The organism is Promicromonospora sp. NPDC090134, from assembly GCF_044746965.1.
In the GTDB taxonomy this organism is placed as follows: Bacteria; Actinomycetota; Actinomycetes; order Actinomycetales; family Cellulomonadaceae; genus Promicromonospora.
This window is the reverse complement of record NZ_JBIVCZ010000004.1, coordinates 246,161-260,444: the sequence shown is the minus strand read 5'-3', so window position 1 is coordinate 260,444 and position 14,284 is coordinate 246,161. Positions and strand designations below refer to the sequence as shown.

13 protein-coding genes are annotated in these 14,284 nt (G+C 72.7%); 7 read left to right on the top strand and 6 right to left on the bottom strand.

Annotated elements, in window-relative coordinates; genetic code table 11:
* Positions 1–26 precede the first annotated feature (26 nt).
* Complete coding sequence (locus tag ACIPN7_RS13490; RefSeq protein ID WP_400542604.1) at positions 27–2,303, bottom strand: MMPL family transporter; 2,277 nt, start codon at positions 2,301–2,303, stop codon at positions 27–29.
* A 90-nt stretch (positions 2,304–2,393) separates the two neighbouring features.
* Between ACIPN7_RS13490 and ACIPN7_RS13485 the strand changes: the two genes are divergently transcribed.
* Positions 2,394–3,041: a TetR/AcrR family transcriptional regulator gene (locus ACIPN7_RS13485; protein WP_400542601.1), complete on the top strand. Its 648-nt coding sequence runs from the start codon at positions 2,394–2,396 to the stop codon at positions 3,039–3,041.
* Here ACIPN7_RS13485 and ACIPN7_RS13480 read toward each other — a convergent pair.
* Entirely contained in the window at positions 3,014–4,510 is a 1,497-nt protein-coding gene (locus ACIPN7_RS13480; RefSeq protein ID WP_400542598.1) for a PLP-dependent aminotransferase family protein, read from the bottom strand. The genes ACIPN7_RS13485 and ACIPN7_RS13480 overlap by 28 nt on opposite strands.
* Before the next feature lie 62 nt (positions 4,511–4,572).
* Here ACIPN7_RS13480 and ACIPN7_RS13475 point away from each other — a divergent pair, with 62 nt between their 5' ends.
* From ACIPN7_RS13475 to ACIPN7_RS13465, 3 genes are all read left to right on the top strand, one after another.
* Positions 4,573–5,286 (top strand): YitT family protein, encoded by a 714-nt coding sequence (locus tag ACIPN7_RS13475; protein WP_400542595.1) that lies wholly within the window; start codon positions 4,573–4,575, stop codon positions 5,284–5,286.
* Positions 5,287–5,350: 64 nt separating this feature from the next.
* Entirely contained in the window at positions 5,351–7,246 is a 1,896-nt protein-coding gene (locus ACIPN7_RS13470) for a SigE family RNA polymerase sigma factor (RefSeq protein WP_400542592.1), read from the top strand.
* Positions 7,247–7,346: 100 nt separating this feature from the next.
* Positions 7,347–8,360 carry an aldo/keto reductase family protein gene (locus ACIPN7_RS13465; protein WP_400542589.1) on the top strand — a complete coding sequence of 338 codons (1,014 nt, stop codon included), beginning with the start codon at positions 7,347–7,349 and terminating at the stop codon, positions 8,358–8,360.
* 96 nt (positions 8,361–8,456) lie between these two features.
* Here the strand turns inward: ACIPN7_RS13465 and ACIPN7_RS13460 are convergent, their stop codons facing one another.
* Entirely contained in the window at positions 8,457–9,041 is a 585-nt protein-coding gene (locus ACIPN7_RS13460; RefSeq protein WP_400543258.1) for a DUF3043 domain-containing protein, read from the bottom strand.
* 92 nt (positions 9,042–9,133) lie between these two features.
* Here ACIPN7_RS13460 and ACIPN7_RS13455 point away from each other — a divergent pair, with 92 nt between their 5' ends.
* The gene (locus ACIPN7_RS13455; protein WP_400542586.1) at positions 9,134–10,513 is read left to right on the top strand and encodes a dipeptidase; all 1,380 of its coding nucleotides are present in this window, start codon (positions 9,134–9,136) and stop codon (positions 10,511–10,513) included.
* A 28-nt stretch (positions 10,514–10,541) separates the two neighbouring features.
* On the opposite strand, the gene ACIPN7_RS13450 is transcribed toward ACIPN7_RS13455, so the two are convergent.
* From ACIPN7_RS13450 to nadA, 3 genes are all read right to left on the bottom strand, one after another.
* Positions 10,542–11,087 (bottom strand): acyl-CoA thioesterase, encoded by a 546-nt coding sequence (locus tag ACIPN7_RS13450; protein WP_400542583.1) that lies wholly within the window; start codon positions 11,085–11,087, stop codon positions 10,542–10,544.
* Positions 11,088–11,201: 114 nt separating this feature from the next.
* A complete protein-coding gene (locus ACIPN7_RS13445) occupies positions 11,202–11,810 on the bottom strand; it encodes a DJ-1/PfpI family protein (protein WP_400542581.1) in 609 nt (202 codons plus the stop codon).
* Positions 11,811–11,832: 22 nt separating this feature from the next.
* Complete coding sequence (gene nadA / locus ACIPN7_RS13440) at positions 11,833–13,047, bottom strand: quinolinate synthase NadA (protein ID WP_400543255.1); 1,215 nt, start codon at positions 13,045–13,047, stop codon at positions 11,833–11,835.
* Between the two features lie 41 nt (positions 13,048–13,088).
* On the opposite strand from nadA, the gene ACIPN7_RS13435 reads away from it, so the two are divergent.
* On the top strand, positions 13,089–13,688 hold the full coding sequence (locus ACIPN7_RS13435) for a hypothetical protein (RefSeq protein ID WP_400542578.1): 600 nt from the start codon (positions 13,089–13,091) through the stop codon (positions 13,686–13,688).
* A gap of 162 nt (positions 13,689–13,850) precedes the next feature.
* Positions 13,851–14,204: an iron-sulfur cluster insertion protein ErpA gene (gene erpA / locus ACIPN7_RS13430; protein ID WP_400542575.1), complete on the top strand. Its 354-nt coding sequence runs from the start codon at positions 13,851–13,853 to the stop codon at positions 14,202–14,204.
* The last annotated feature ends 80 nt before the right edge of the window (positions 14,205–14,284 follow it).

Genomic DNA, 14,284 nt, shown 5'->3' with positions numbered 1-14,284 from the left:
GCCAGACGGACCCACTTCTTCAGGGACTAACCGGGCCGGGACGTCGCGCGGGCGGCCGCCCGGTCGGGCGACTCGTCAGCCGACCAGACGTCCTGCGGCGTCCTGTCCCGAAGAGTGACAGGGGTCTCGCGGAACCCGAACCGGTCGTGCAGCCCACGCAACGGGGCAGGGGACCACCAGCTCGCGCGTCCGGTGAGGCGCAGGGCGGCAGGCACGAGCACACCTCGGATGAGCGTCGCGTCGACGGCCACGGCCAGTGCCATCCCGATGCCGAGCTGCTGCATGAACGACACCTCGCTGGACGCATAGACGGCGAACGACGCGGCCAGGATGAGTGCGGCGGCCGTGACGAGCGGTGCCGAGCGCGCAATCCCCACGGGTACTGATGCGACGACGTCACTCGTGCGGATGTACTCCTCCTGTACCCGGGCCAGCAGGAACACCTCGTAGTCCATGCTCAGTCCGTAGGCGATGCAGAACATCAGCAGCAGGATGCTCGGCTCGACCACACCGGTGGGTGTGAACCCCAGCACGCCCGCGAGCGCGCCGTCCTGGAAGCCCCAGACCACGACGCCGAACATGACCGACAGCGAGAGCAGGTTGAGGACCATCGCGGTCAGCGGGGCGACGACGCTACCGGTCATGAGGAACAGCACGACGAACGTCACGGCGAGGACGAGCACCGCCACCAGGGGCAACCGGTCGACGATGCCGTCGCGATAGTCCGTGAGCTCCGCGGGGTACCCGCCCACGACGACGTCGAAGGGAGCCGTCGTGGCGCGTACCTCCCGGACCAGCCCCACGGGGTCGTCCGCCAGGCGCTCGCTGGTGGGCAGGACTGCGAGCCGGGTCGCGGAGCCGGAATCGAACCTCTCGGCACCGAACGGTCCGGCCGGGCCTACCCGGGCACCGTCCGCGAAGGCGCCGGCGGCCGAGTCCACCCGGGCGACGCCAGGGATCTGCGACAGCGAGGCCGCGTACCCGTGGACGAGGGTGGTGCCGCTCTCGTCGTCGTCCCCGGCGCCCGAGGCCGCGGGCGCCACGACGAACAACGCGTCGGCATCCTCGGCGGCGAAGCCACCGCGGATCGTGTCGTACATCGCGCGTACCGGCTGGCCGTCGTCGTTGAGCACGCGGTCGTCGGGCGAGCCGAAGGTCAGCCCGAACGTGGGGGCGCCGAGCAGGACCAGCACGAGGAGTCCGGCGCTGCCGGTGGCGACCGGTCGCCGCATCACCGTGGAGGAGACGCGGAACCAGAACCCGTCCTCGACCCGGGTGGCCGTGGCCGACCGGAGCATCCGCGGGCCGGCCAGACGGAGCATCGCGGGCAGCGCCACCGTCGCCCCGAGCACCGCGCAGAGCACGACGGCGATCCCCGCGTAGGCGAAGGACGACAGGAACGGGAAGGGGAAGACGAACAGCACGGCCAGGGCGGCGGCGACGGTCAAGCCGCTGAACAGCACCGTTCGCCCGGCACCGGCCACGGTCCGGCGAACGGCCTCGTCGGCGTCCTGTCCCGCCGAGATCTCCTCGCGGTAGCGGTAGATCATGAAGAGGCTGTAGTCGACCCCGAGGCCGATCCCCATCACGAGCGAGACGTTCGCGGCGAACGTCGAGACGTCCGTGAAGGTCACCACGAGCCGGAGCAGGGCGAGGCTGCCGGCCGCCGCGAACAGGCCGACCGCGAGGGTGACCAGGGCAGGTACGAACCGCCGGTAGACGAGCCACAGGAGCAGCAGCGCCAGCGGGACGACGATCAGCTCGGCCCGCAGGAAGTCGGTCCGCGCCTGACCCGCGACGATCCGGAAGATCTCGTCCCCACCGCCGAGAGTCACCTCGACGTCACCTCCGCTGAACCGCTCGACGACGTCGGCCTGCAGGGCGGGCAGCACCTCGCCCCGCACGTGGTCGGCGTCGCCGGGCACCCAGGCGAGGACCAGGGCCTGCCGCCGGTCCACCGCGGCGAGGGTCTCCGGGCCGCCGGGGCTCCAGTAGGACCACGCGTCGCCGACGCCTGGAAAGGCGGCGACAGCAGCGGTGAGGTCTTCGCCCAGGGTGGCGACCGTGGCGTCATCGACCGTGCCGGAGGCCGGCGCGACCAGCAGAGCGACGTTGGGGCTGCCGGTGCCGAACCGCTCGGCCAGGAGGGAGCGCGCGGCCGCGGACTCCGATCCCGGTGCCTCGTACCGGTTGAGGGACAGCGAACCGACCGTGCTCGCCGCTACCGCGAACGACGCCAGCAGGACGAGGGCGGCGGTGACGAGGACCCGCCAGGGGCGGCGGGTGACGAGGTGACCGAGCACGTGGGCTCCTGGGGTCTAGGCTGAATGCGAGCGATGACTCGCATAAGAATGCGAGCGATCACTCGTGTTTGTCAACAGTAAGGTGGCCGCATGGAAGACCAGCTCGATGTGGAGGTTCGCGACGGAGCGCCCGCGGCGCCACGCAAGCGCCAGGCTCGGGGAGAGCGGCGGATCGCAGAGATCCTCGCGGCGGCGGCCAGGGTCCTCGCGGCCCAGGGCTACGAGCGGACGACGACCAACGCCATCGCGGCCGAGGCCGGGATCTCGCCCGGCTCCCTGTACCAGTACTTCCGCAACAAGGACGAGATCACCGCGGAGCTGGCCGCGACGTACGCCGCAGGCCTCCGCGCGGCCCACGACGCCGCGTTCGACCTCGCGGACGTGGCGCACCTGTCGCCGGGGGAGACGATCGACCGGGTGATCGACCCGATCCTCGCCTTCAACCTGGCCAACCCCGGGTTCAAGGCCCTGCACGCGCGCCCCGACATGCCACCAGGTCTCGCGGCCGCGGCACGGCCCATCCACGAAGCGCTGCTGGGCCGCGTGATCGGGCTCCTGGGGACGCGGTTCCCGCAGCGGTCGGCCGTGGAGCTGAACCTGGCCGCGCAGTTGATGATCCAGGTCTTCCAGGCGTCGATGCCCTCGATAACGGCTGCCGAGCCGGCTGACCGTCCGGTGATCGTCACCGAGGTGAAGCGGATGCTGAGCGCCTACCTCAAGGAGCTGGCGGGGCGTTGACTCCTCGCGACCCGTCCCCAGGCCCGGACCAGCCGCGGCACGGCGTCGGCCAGCTCGGCGGGGGACCGCGTGAAGGTGAGCCGCACGCGGGACGCCGAGCCGGTGCTCTCGGGGCTGAAGATCGGCCCGGCCGCCACGAGCGCGCCCTCCGCGGCGGCCGCGGCGGCGAACGCCTGGGCGACCGGCCGGCCCAGGTCCACCCAGCAGAACAGCCCGCCCTGCGGCGTCGGCACGTCCCAGGAGGGGAACGCCTCCCGGAGCCGGTGGACCAGGAGGTCGCGCCGCTCGCGCAGCATCCGGCGCCGGCCCGCCATGACCTCCTCGTGGCGCCCGAGCAGCTCCACCACGGCGAGCTGTTCGAGCACCGCCGTCGCGATGTCCGCCGACTGCCGCGCCCGCGCGAGGTGCGAGATCACCTGCGGGTGCGCCCTGACCCAGCCGACGCGGAGCCCGCCCCAGAACGCCTTCGAGGCCGACCCCACCGTCACCACGTGCGGCGACGTCCCGTCCCCGGCGAACGCGGGCGGCAGCTCGACGTCCGACAGGTTGAGCTCGACGAGCGTCTCGTCACCCACGACGGTGACGCCGTACCGGTCGGCGATCTCCCGCACCGCCGCACGCTCCCCGGAGGACATCACGGACGCCGTCGGGTTCTGGAAGTCCGGCACGAGGTACACCAGCCGCGGCCGGGCGCGGCGCACCGTGGAGGCCAGCAGGTCGACGTCGAGCGGCCCCGTGGGCACACCGACCACCCGGCCCCCGGCGTCGCGCATCGACTCCATGGCGTGGAAGTAGGTGGGCGACTCCACGACCGCCCGGTCACCCGGGTGCAGGTGGGTGTGCGCCAGCAGCGCGATCGCCTGCTGGGCGCCGGTGGTCACCAGGATCTCGTCGGCCGTGGTCGGCACGCCGCGCTCGCGGTAGCGGGCGGCGACGGCCTCGCGCAGCGGCGTGAGGCCGTGCGGCTCGTACCCGCCCGAGTCGAGGTACGCGGGCAGGCGCTCCAGGGCCCGCGCGAAGGCCTCGTGCAGCTCCGGTGGCGCGGGCGGTGTCGCCTGCCACAGGTCCAGGTGCCCGACGCCGGACGGCAGGCCCGCGGGCGTCACGGCCCGCAGGGCGTCGTCGGCCACCGGGGCGTCGCCGCCGGCCGGCCCGCCGGGGGCGGGATCGGCGCTGCGCTGCGGCAGCGTGGCGACCGTGCCCGACCCGACGCGGCTGACCGCGAAGCCCAGCTCGCGCAGCCGCGCGTACGCGCCCGACGTCGTGGTCCGCGACACCTTGAGCGTCGCCGCGAGCTCGCGTTCGCTGGGGAGGCGGGTGTTGGGGGCGAGCGTGCCGGACAGGACGGCGGCGCGCAGGGCGTCGGCGAGGGCCACGTACGCCGGCCCGCCCGCGTGCCACGAGCCGAGCAGGCGGGCGGTCGTGGCGGGGGAGAGCTGGCGCAGCACGGTCGGGGTCGCGGCGGACATAGGGGCCACTCTTGCGCGATTGGCCCTGGATGACAAGGCCAATACTCCCGCACCATGGGCACATGACGACGACCACCGGCCGCCCGGCCGAGCCTGCCCCCGAGACCGCGGCCGTGCCCGCACCCGATGTGACCGCCACCGAGATCGCTGCCGGCGCGCCCGGTGCCCCCGGGCTGATGCGCCCGGTGCGCCGCGGCGTCCAGCTCCTCCTCGGGCTTGTGGGCTTCGGCGTCGCGACCGCGATGATGCTCCACTCGGGCCAGGGCGCGATGCCGTGGGCCGTGCTGGACCAGGGCATCGTGGACCGGACCGGGCTGGCGTACGGCTGGGTGGTGCTCGGCGTCGGGCTGCTGGTCATGCTCGCGTGGATCCCGCTGCGCCAGAAGCCGGGGATCGGCACGATCGCCAACATCATCGTGATCAGCCTCGTCATCGACCCCTCGCTGTGGGTGCTCGAACGACTGCTGCCCGAGCCGGCGCTCCCGACCGGGATCGCGCTGGCGCTGGGCGGGACGGTCCTGCTCGGGGTGAGCACCGCGGCCTACGTCGGGGCCCGGCTCGGGCCGGGGCCGCGCGACGGCCTGATGACCGGCATCGTGCAGCGCACGGGCTGGCCCGTGTGGCTGGTGAAGACCGTCATCGAGGTCACGGTGGTCGTGGTCGGGGTGCTGCTGGGCGGCACCTTCGGGTGGGCCACGGTGGTGTTCGCCTTCGGGGTGGGCCCGGTGGTTCAGGTCGCCGCGCGCTGGCTGGCGCCGCGCGGGCTCGTGGGGTGATCACGCGGCCCGGCCTCGCCGTCGGCCGGTAAACCTGCGAGCCTCGGTGACCGTGGTGGGGGACATGAGCACCGACACCGAAGAGGCCGGGCACGCCACCGTCCGCGTGGCCCGGGCCCGTGACGACGACTTCGTCGCGTTCGTCGAGACGGCCGGGTCCTACCTGTACCGCACCGCGTACCTCCTGTCCGGGGACATCCACCGGGCCGAGGACCTGGTGCAGACGGCGTTCGAGCGCACCTACCGCGTCTGGGACCGGGTACGGGACCGCGAGCCGCGCGCCTACGCCCGGCGCGTCCTGGTGAACCTGCGCATCGACACGTGGCGGCACACCCGGCGCGAGGTCGTGCCGGGCGACGACCGTCTCCCGGTGGGCACCACCCCGGACCGGGCCGGCGAGGTGGAGCTGCGGGACGCGCTCGTCCGCGCCCTCGCGCGGCTCGCGCCGCAGCAACGGCGCGTCGTGGTGCTCCGGCACCTGCTGGACCTCTCGGAGGCGGACGTCGCCGCCGAGCTCGGTCGGAGCGTCGGCACGGTCAAGGCGACCAACGCCCGCGCGTTGGAGCGGCTGCGCGGCTTCGTCGCCGAGGCGGAGGCGGCGGACCTGGACGTCGTCGACGCGCCCGCCGTGGACGCCGCCGCGGTGCTGCGGGGCAGCAAGGCGGCGCTGCGCCGTCGTCGGGCCGCGCAGGGCGCGACGACGGGCGTCGCGGCCCTCCTGCTGGTGTGGTTCGTGGCGGGGCCGGTGCGCGTGCCGGGCCTGGGGGAGGTCGCCCTGCCGGGCAGCGAGTGGTTCCGGGAGGTGACCGGCATCGAGCGGCTGCTCGAACGACGCGACGACGCGGCCCCCGGCCCGGGCCGGACCACCGCGCCGTCCGGCTCCGCCGAGGTGGAGCCGCTGCTCGAGACGTTCGCCGTATCGGGTGACGGGACCGCCACGGCGACGCTCGCCGAGGACGGCTCGTACTTCATGGTGAAGACCTTCCCGGGTGGTGAGGAACCGGGAGCGCCCGAGGGCGCCGGCAACTCCGTGGTCGACATGGTGGACATCCAGGAGGACGGGATCCCGCACGCGGGCGAGTGGGTGGGATCGGGAGCGGTCGACGGTCGCGACGCCGTCATCCTCGCGGCGGTGCGCCAGGGGGAGCGGCTGGCCTGGGCCGAGTCACCCGTGCTCGACGGCGACCCGGGCGTGTGGGCGATCCGCACCTACGAGACCAAGTCAGGACGAGGCGTCGTCACCGTGACGGAGCACGGTGCGTCGGACCACTCGGCGGACGGTGTCTCTCTCGGTGACCCGTGGGTCGGCCTCACGGTCGGACGGGTCGCCTGGCTGACCGCAGTGCCAGGCCCCGACGGCGAGCTCATGCGGACCCTCTCGACGACGGCGGTGGACGACGAGGACGGGGAGGACCCCGAGCAGGTCGTCGCCACGGGTGTCCGCACGCTCGCGACGCACGACGACGAGCTGGTGGCAACGACCGCGGAGCGGGGCTCGGACGGCACGATCCGGTACGCCATCACCTCCTCCCGGGACGACGGGCGTACCGAGACCCTCCGGCCCGCCACCCCGCCCGCGTCCGGGTCCGGCGACGACTGGGGTCGCCGGCTCGCCGTGTCCGACCAGCTCGTGGCCTGGAACGACGGCGCGGCGGTCCATGTGCTGGACCGCGCGACGGGCCGGGAGCGGGTCTTCGAACCGGCTGTCGCCGGGAACACCGTGACCTCGCTCGACGTCTCGGCGGGTGACGCGGTGTGGAGCACGACGGGGAACGAGGGCAGCATCGTCCACCTGGTCGCCGACGCGGTCGGCGACGGGCAGCCCCAGGTCCTGGACCGCTTCCGGGTCCAGGGTGACCACACGGTGTCAGCGGCGGTCGCGGGCGACCTCGTCGCCTGGCACGTGGAGGACCCGGGTACCGGCACGGCGTCGCTGTACCGGGCCAGGTTCACGCCCTGAGCGCCGGGACCGGGCCCCGGTCGGCGTCCTGGGCGCACGTGGTCGTTCCGGTGCGTGAAAGTGGGTCAAAGCGATTCGACCGTTGTCATAGGGTGATGCCATGGTCAACTACCGGTACCTCGGCAACAGTGGTCTCAAGATCTCGGAGATCACGTACGGCAACTGGCTCACGCACGGCTCGCAGGTCGAGAACGACGTCGCCTCGGCGTGCGTCCGAGCCGCCCTCGACGCCGGCATCACCACCTTCGACACCGCGGACGTGTACGCCAACACGGTCGCGGAGCAGGTGCTCGGCGACGCGCTGCAGGGCGAGCGCCGCGAGTCCCTGGAGATCTTCACCAAGGTGTACTGGCCCACCGGGCCCAAGGGCCCCAACGACACGGGTCTGTCGCGCAAGCACATCCTGGAGTCGATCAACGGCTCCCTGACGCGGCTCGGCACCGACTACGTCGACCTGTACCAGGCGCACCGCTACGACGTGGAGACGCCGCTGGAGGAGACGATGCAGGCGTTCGCCGACGTCGTCCGCCAGGGCAAGGCCCTCTACATCGGCGTCTCCGAGTGGACCGCCGACCAGATCCGCGCCGGCGCCGCGCTCGCCAAGGAGCTCGGCTTCCAGCTCATCTCCTCGCAGCCGCAGTACTCGATGCTGTGGCGCGTCATCGAGGACGAGGTCGTGCCCGCCTCGAAGGAGGTCGGCGTCTCGCAGATCGTGTGGTCGCCGATGGCGCAGGGTGTGCTCTCGGGCAAGTACCTGCCGGGCCAGGCCGCTCCGGCCGGCTCGCGGGCCACGGACCAGAAGGGCGGCGCGCAGACGATCAGCCGCTTCATGAGCGACGAGACCCTGACCGCCGTGCAGAACCTCAAGCCGGTCGCCGACGAGCTGGGCCTGTCCATGGCGCAGCTCGCCGTGGCGTGGGTGCTGCAGAACGACAACGTGGCCGCCGCGCTCGTGGGCGCGTCCCGCCCCGAGCAGGTCGCGGAGAACGTCAAGGCGTCGGGCGTGACCATCCCGGCCGAGCTGCTCAAGCAGATCGACGAGGCCCTCGACGGCGTCGTCGAGCGCGACCCGGCCAAGACCCTCGAGGGCATGCCGAAGAAGCGCCTGGCCTGACCGCTTCCTATCTGCCGAAGTAGAACTGTGGCGAGATAGAACGCTGGCAACCGCCAGGTTCTACCTCGCCACGGTTCTATCTCGGCGGACCGGGGATCACTCCGGGTAGTTGCCGCGCTTCTTGCTCATCGGCTTGGGCAGCCGCGACCGGCGCAGCTGGTAGGCGCGCGTGACCGTGTACATCACGAGGCCACGCGGCACCTCGCCGAACTTGGCCGTCAGGCGCTTCTTCAGCGAACGCCACAGCAGCCACACGTCGACGATCGTCAGGAACAGGAACCCGTACAGGCCCAGCATCACGAAGATGCTGAGCTGCGGGTACTGCGTCGTGAAGAACGTCGCGAACAGGAAGATGAACGCGACCGGCAGGAAGAACTCGCCCAGGTTCCAGCGCGCGTCCACGAAGTCGCGCACGTACCGGCGCACCGGGCCCTTGTCCTTGGCCGGCATGTACCGCTCGTCGCCGGTCTGCATCGCCTGGTAGGAGCGCTCCCGGTCGACGCGCGACTTCTCGCGCTGGGCCTTGCGGGCGGCCCGGCGGTCGTCCGGGACCAGGGGACGCTTGTTCGCGGCCTGCGCGACGTTGCGCTTGGGCGTGGGCCGGCCCTTGCCGGCGGCGGCGCCCGACGTCGTGTCGGACGTCGGCGTCACCTCGTCCGGGGAGTCGCCCACGGGGGTCACACCGTCTGGAGTCGAAGTCTTGCTGCGGGAGAACACCCTCCCAGCCTAATCGCTCCCGGCGGCGGCCGGTTCCGAGCCGTTAACGTGGGGCCGTGACCACCGATACCACCGCGGCCCTCCGGGCCCGCGTCACCGAGCTGTTCCCCGCCCTGCAGGCCGACCTCGAGGCGCTCGTGCGCATCCCGAGCGTCTCGGCCGCCGCGTTCGACCAGACGCACGTGGCCGCCAGCGCCGCCGCCACGGCGCAGCTCCTGCGTGACGCCGGTCTGCCGGACGTTCAGATCCTGTCCGCCCCGCGCCCCGACGGCACGCCCGGCGCGCCCGCCGTCGTCGCGCGCCGGCCCGCGCCCGAGGGTGCGCCGACCGTGCTGCTGTACGCGCACCACGACGTGCAGCCGCCGGGTGACCCCGCGACCTGGGACACCGAACCGTTCGAGCCCACGCAGGTGGGGGAGCGGCTCTACGGCCGCGGCGCGGCCGACGACAAGGCGGGCATCGCGGCCCACCTCGGCGCCCTGCGTACCCTCGGCCTGCCGGAGGGGGCCGACCTGCCCGTGGGCGTCACCGTGTTCCTCGAGGGCGAGGAGGAGTCGGGGTCGCCGTCGTTCCGTGCCTTCCTGGAGCAGTACCGCGACCTGCTCGCGGCCGACGTCATCGTCGTGGCCGACTCCACGAACTGGAAGGTGGGCGTCCCCGCCCTCACGACGTCGCTGCGCGGCCTGGTCGACGGCGAGATCGAGCTGCGGGTCCTGGACCACGCGGTGCACTCCGGCATGTTCGGCGGCGCGGTGCTGGACGCCGTCACCCTGATGTCGCGCCTCGTGGCGACGTTCCACGACGCGGCCGGCGACGTCGCGGTCGAGGGCCTGGTCACCGCGCCCGAGCCCGAGGTCGACTACTCCGAGGCCGAGTTCCGCGCCGACTCCTCGCTGCTCGACGGCGCGGAGCTCGCGGGCACCGGCACGCTGTCGGGACGGCTCTGGTCCAAGCCCGCGCTGTCCGTCATCGGCATGGACGTGACCTCGGTGGCCGAGGCGTCCAACACGATCGCGCCGCGCTGCGCCGCGAAGATCTCGCTGCGGCTCGCGCCGGGCCAGGACCCGGTTGCGGCCGATGCCGCCCTCGCCGCCCACGTGGCGAAGCACGCGCCGTTCGGCGCGCAGGTCACGTGGCGTTCGGGCGAGCAGGGCAAGCCGTTCCTCGCCCCGGGCGACACGGCGGCGATGCGGGCGGCCCGCGCCGCCTTCACCGAGGCGTGGGGCACTCCGCCGGTCGACGTCGGCGTGGGCGGGTCCATCCCGTTCATCGCCGACCTGCTCGAGATCTTCCCGGACGCCGCGATCCTGGTGACGGGCGTCGAGGACCCGGACTCGCGGGCGCACGGCGCGAACGAGTCGGTGCACCTGGGCGAGCTGAGGAACGTCGTCCTGGCCGAGGCGCTGCTGCTGACCAAGATCGGCGAGGGCCTCTAGCCCGTCCCGCCGGTTCTTCCTCTTCCTGCTAGTTCTTCGTGGCGGGCTCGCGCGGTGCCACATCCATCGCGCGGGCCCAGGCCGCGACGTCCTCGGGGAGCTCGGGGGAGGGCAGGTCCTGCCCGGTCGCGTCCCGGACGACGTCGAGCGCCGAGATCCGGTTGCCCTTGCGGTCCAGGAACCGGCTGGCGACGATCCCGCGGGCGCACAGCTTGTCGCCCCGCGTGAAGACCTGCTCCAGGTAGAAGACGCGCTCGTCCCAGCCCAGGATCCGGGTCGTGATCTCGAACCGCTCGAACGGCTGCAGGGAGCGCCGGTACTTGATGGTCGACGCCGCGACCACGGGGGCCCAGCCCTTCTCCTTGGCGATCGGGAACATGCCGAGGTCGGCGATCTGGTTGTTCCGGGCCACGTCCATCATCTGCAGGTACGTGCCGTTGTTGACGTGCAGGTACGAGTCGAGGTCCAGGGGTCCCACGCGCATCCGGGTGACCGACGGGTCGAGCAGGGTCTGTCCGGGGCGGGCCTTGCGCGGGAAGAGTCCGGTCCAGGTGAGCTGGAGCATGCGAGCCATGCGTCGAAGGTTATACCGGGAACCGGCAGTATCAGATACCTTGTCCGGCACCTGGCCGGGCGCCGGTCCGGGCCTGCGACCGGGCACGCGACCGGGTATCGCCCCGGCGGTCGATCAGGCCGTGCCGGACGGCGTCGCCGGGTGCTGGATCGCATTGCGCACCAGCCGCCCCACGGCCGGCGTCTCCAGGCGGTCAACCAGGTGGAGCGCCATGTCGATGCCCGAGGAGACGCCCGCCGAGGTGATCACGTCGCCGTCGTCCACGTACCGCGCCTCGGTGTCCACGAGCACGCTCGGGTCCAGCTCGGTGAGCTCGTCGTAGTACTCGTGGTGCGTGGTGGCGGGCCGTCCTGCCAGCAGCCCGGCGGCCGCGAGCGGCAGGGCACCCGTGCAGACGCTCGCCATGATCGGGGTCTGCTTGCGGATCTGGCGCAGCCACTCCAGGTGCCCCGGCTCGGCCAGCAGGGGCCGGGTGCCCAGGCCGCCCGGGTAGACCAGCACGTGGAGCGGGCCGACGTCGTCCGCGCCGTGCGCCGGCAGGATCCGTAGCCCTTTCGCGAGCCGCACGCCGGAGCCGTCCCAGGAGAACGTGCTCACGGTCGGTCGCAGCTCCTCGGAGTGGAACCCCCACTCCGCGAAGACCTCGAAGGGCCCGACGACGTCGAGCTCCTCCGCCCCGTCGAAGACGAAGATCCCGATGCGCAGCCCGCCGTTGCCGCTCACACGCTCAGCCCAGTCAGCCCGGTCAGATTCCGGGAAGGGCCAGCATCTGGTCGAGCGCCACGCGAGCCCAGTGGGCGTCGTCGGCGTCCACGACGATCCGGTTGACCATGCGCCCCTCCACGAGCGACTCCATGGCCCACACCAGGTGGGGCAGGTCGATGCGGTTCATGGTGGAGCAGAAGCACACCGTCGAGTCGAGGTAGTGCACCTGCTTGTCCGGGTGCGCGCGGGCGACCCGGCGCACCAGGTTGAGCTCCGTGCCGATGGCCCACGCGGAACCCGGCTCGGCCGCCTCGAGCTGCTTGATGATGTACTCGGTCGAGCCGACGTAGTCGGCGGCGGTGACCACCTCGTGCTTGCACTCGGGGTGCACCATCACGTTGATCCCGGGCACCGCCGCGCGGATGTCGGTGACGTTCTGCTCCGAGAAACGGCCGTGCACCGAGCAGTGCCCGCGCCACAGGATCATCCGGGCGTCGCGCAGCTCCTGGTCGGTCAGGCCGCCGTTCGGCTTGCGGGGGTCGAAGACCACGCAGTCGTCCAGGGACATCGCCAGCTCCAGCACCGCGGTGTTGCGGCCCAGGTGCTGGTCGGGCAGGAAAAGGACCTTGCCGGTGCCGTCGATGCCGCCCACCTGGTCGAACGCCCAGCGCAGCGCGACCTCCGCGTTGGAGGAGGTGCAGACGGTGCCGCCGTGGCGCCCGGTGAACGCCTTGATGGCGGCCGACGAGTTCATGTAGGTGACGGGGATCGTCGAGTCCGCGACGCCGACGTCCTGCAGCACGGCCCAGGCCTCCTCGACCTGGCCGATCGCGGCCATGTCGGCCATGGAGCAGCCGGCGGCGAGGTCCGGCAGCACGACCTGCTGCGCGTCGGAGGTGAGGATGTCCGCGCTCTCGGCCATGAAGTGCACGCCGCAGAACAGGATGAACTCGGCCTCGGGGCGGGCCGCCGCCTCGCGCGCGAGCTTGAAGGAGTCGCCGGTCACGTCGGCGAAGTCGATGACCTCGTCGCGTTGGTAGTGGTGGCCCAGGACGAACGCGCGGCTGCCGAGGGCGGCCCGTGCGGCGCGGGCCCGGTCCACCAGGTCCGGGTCGCTCGGTGCGGGCAGCTCGCCCGTACACTCCACGCCGCGCTCGGAGGCCAGGTCACGCCCCTGGCCGAGCAGCAGCAACGGGGACGAGGCGGGCTCGGAGAAACCGGAGTAATCAGCCAGCAGGGTGCTCACGGTCACCATCATGACACGCGGTGGTGACACGTTGACCGGACGATGCCACGATGCCTCTCGTGCACGTGCTGCTGCTTGCCGAGACCTTGCCCGACGCCGAGCGACTGGCCTCCGCGTGGCATGCCGCCGCGCCGCACGCCGGCACCGAGGCGCGGGCCGTCCGGGTGCCCGCGGCTGCTGCCGTGTCCGCCGCTGGCCCGGGCGCTGCGCCGGGTGCAGGGTCGGGCGCCGAGCACGACGACGGCGCGGGCCGCGGCGTGCTCCTGGCAGGCCCGGCGATCCCGGTCGGCCGGCCGGCCGCCGCCGGGCCGCAGGACGTGGGGCCTGCCCACCCCGGGCCGACCCCGCCCGGCCCGGCCCCGTCGGCCCTGCCGCGGGCGGAGCAGGCGGCGCTGACCGACGCCGCCGCGCGCGCCGACGTCGTAGTGGCGTACGTCACGCTGCTCGACGGCGAGGGGCTGCACCGGGGGGTCGTCGTGGAGGCGGCGGCCGCCGCCGCGCCGCACGCCGTCCCCGTCGTCGTGCTCACCGGGCGCAGCCAGGTGAGCAGGCGGGAGTGGTCCACGGCGGGCCTCAGCGGGGTGCACGAGGTGGCGGACGACGACGTCGCGCGCGTGGCCCGGACGTGGTCGCCGGGCTGGGCCCGGTGACCACGCGGGTGACGGCGCGCACGTGGGACGGTGATGGGATCGGGCGAGACCTGGGCGTACGATCTGAGAACAGACCGGGACGCGGGAACAGACGGACCAGCTCATCGGTTGGCAACGTTCAAGGATCGACTACCGGTATGTCGAACACGATCGGGAGATGACATGACCGACACCACCACGGACATCGCAACCCACGGCGTCAACGTCACCGACGTCGCCGCGGGCAAGGTCCGTAGCCTGCTCGAGCAGGAGGGCCGCGACGACCTGCGCCTTCGCGTCGCGGTGCAGCCGGGTGGCTGCTCCGGGCTGATCTACCAGCTCTACTTCGACGAGCGGGTGCTCGACGGGGACGCTCTGCGCGACTACGACGGCATCGAGGTCGTCGTGGACAAGATGAGCGTGCCGTACCTCGAGGGCGCCACGATCGACTTCAAGGACACGATCGAGCAGCAGGGCTTCACGATCGACAACCCGAACGCCGGCAGCGCATGCGCCTGCGGCGGGTCGTTCTCCTGATCGAAGCTCGCTGAGCGCAGTCTCGGCACGACGGGCCGGTCACCTCAGGGTGACCGGCCCGTCGTCGTCTCCGCGCGTCT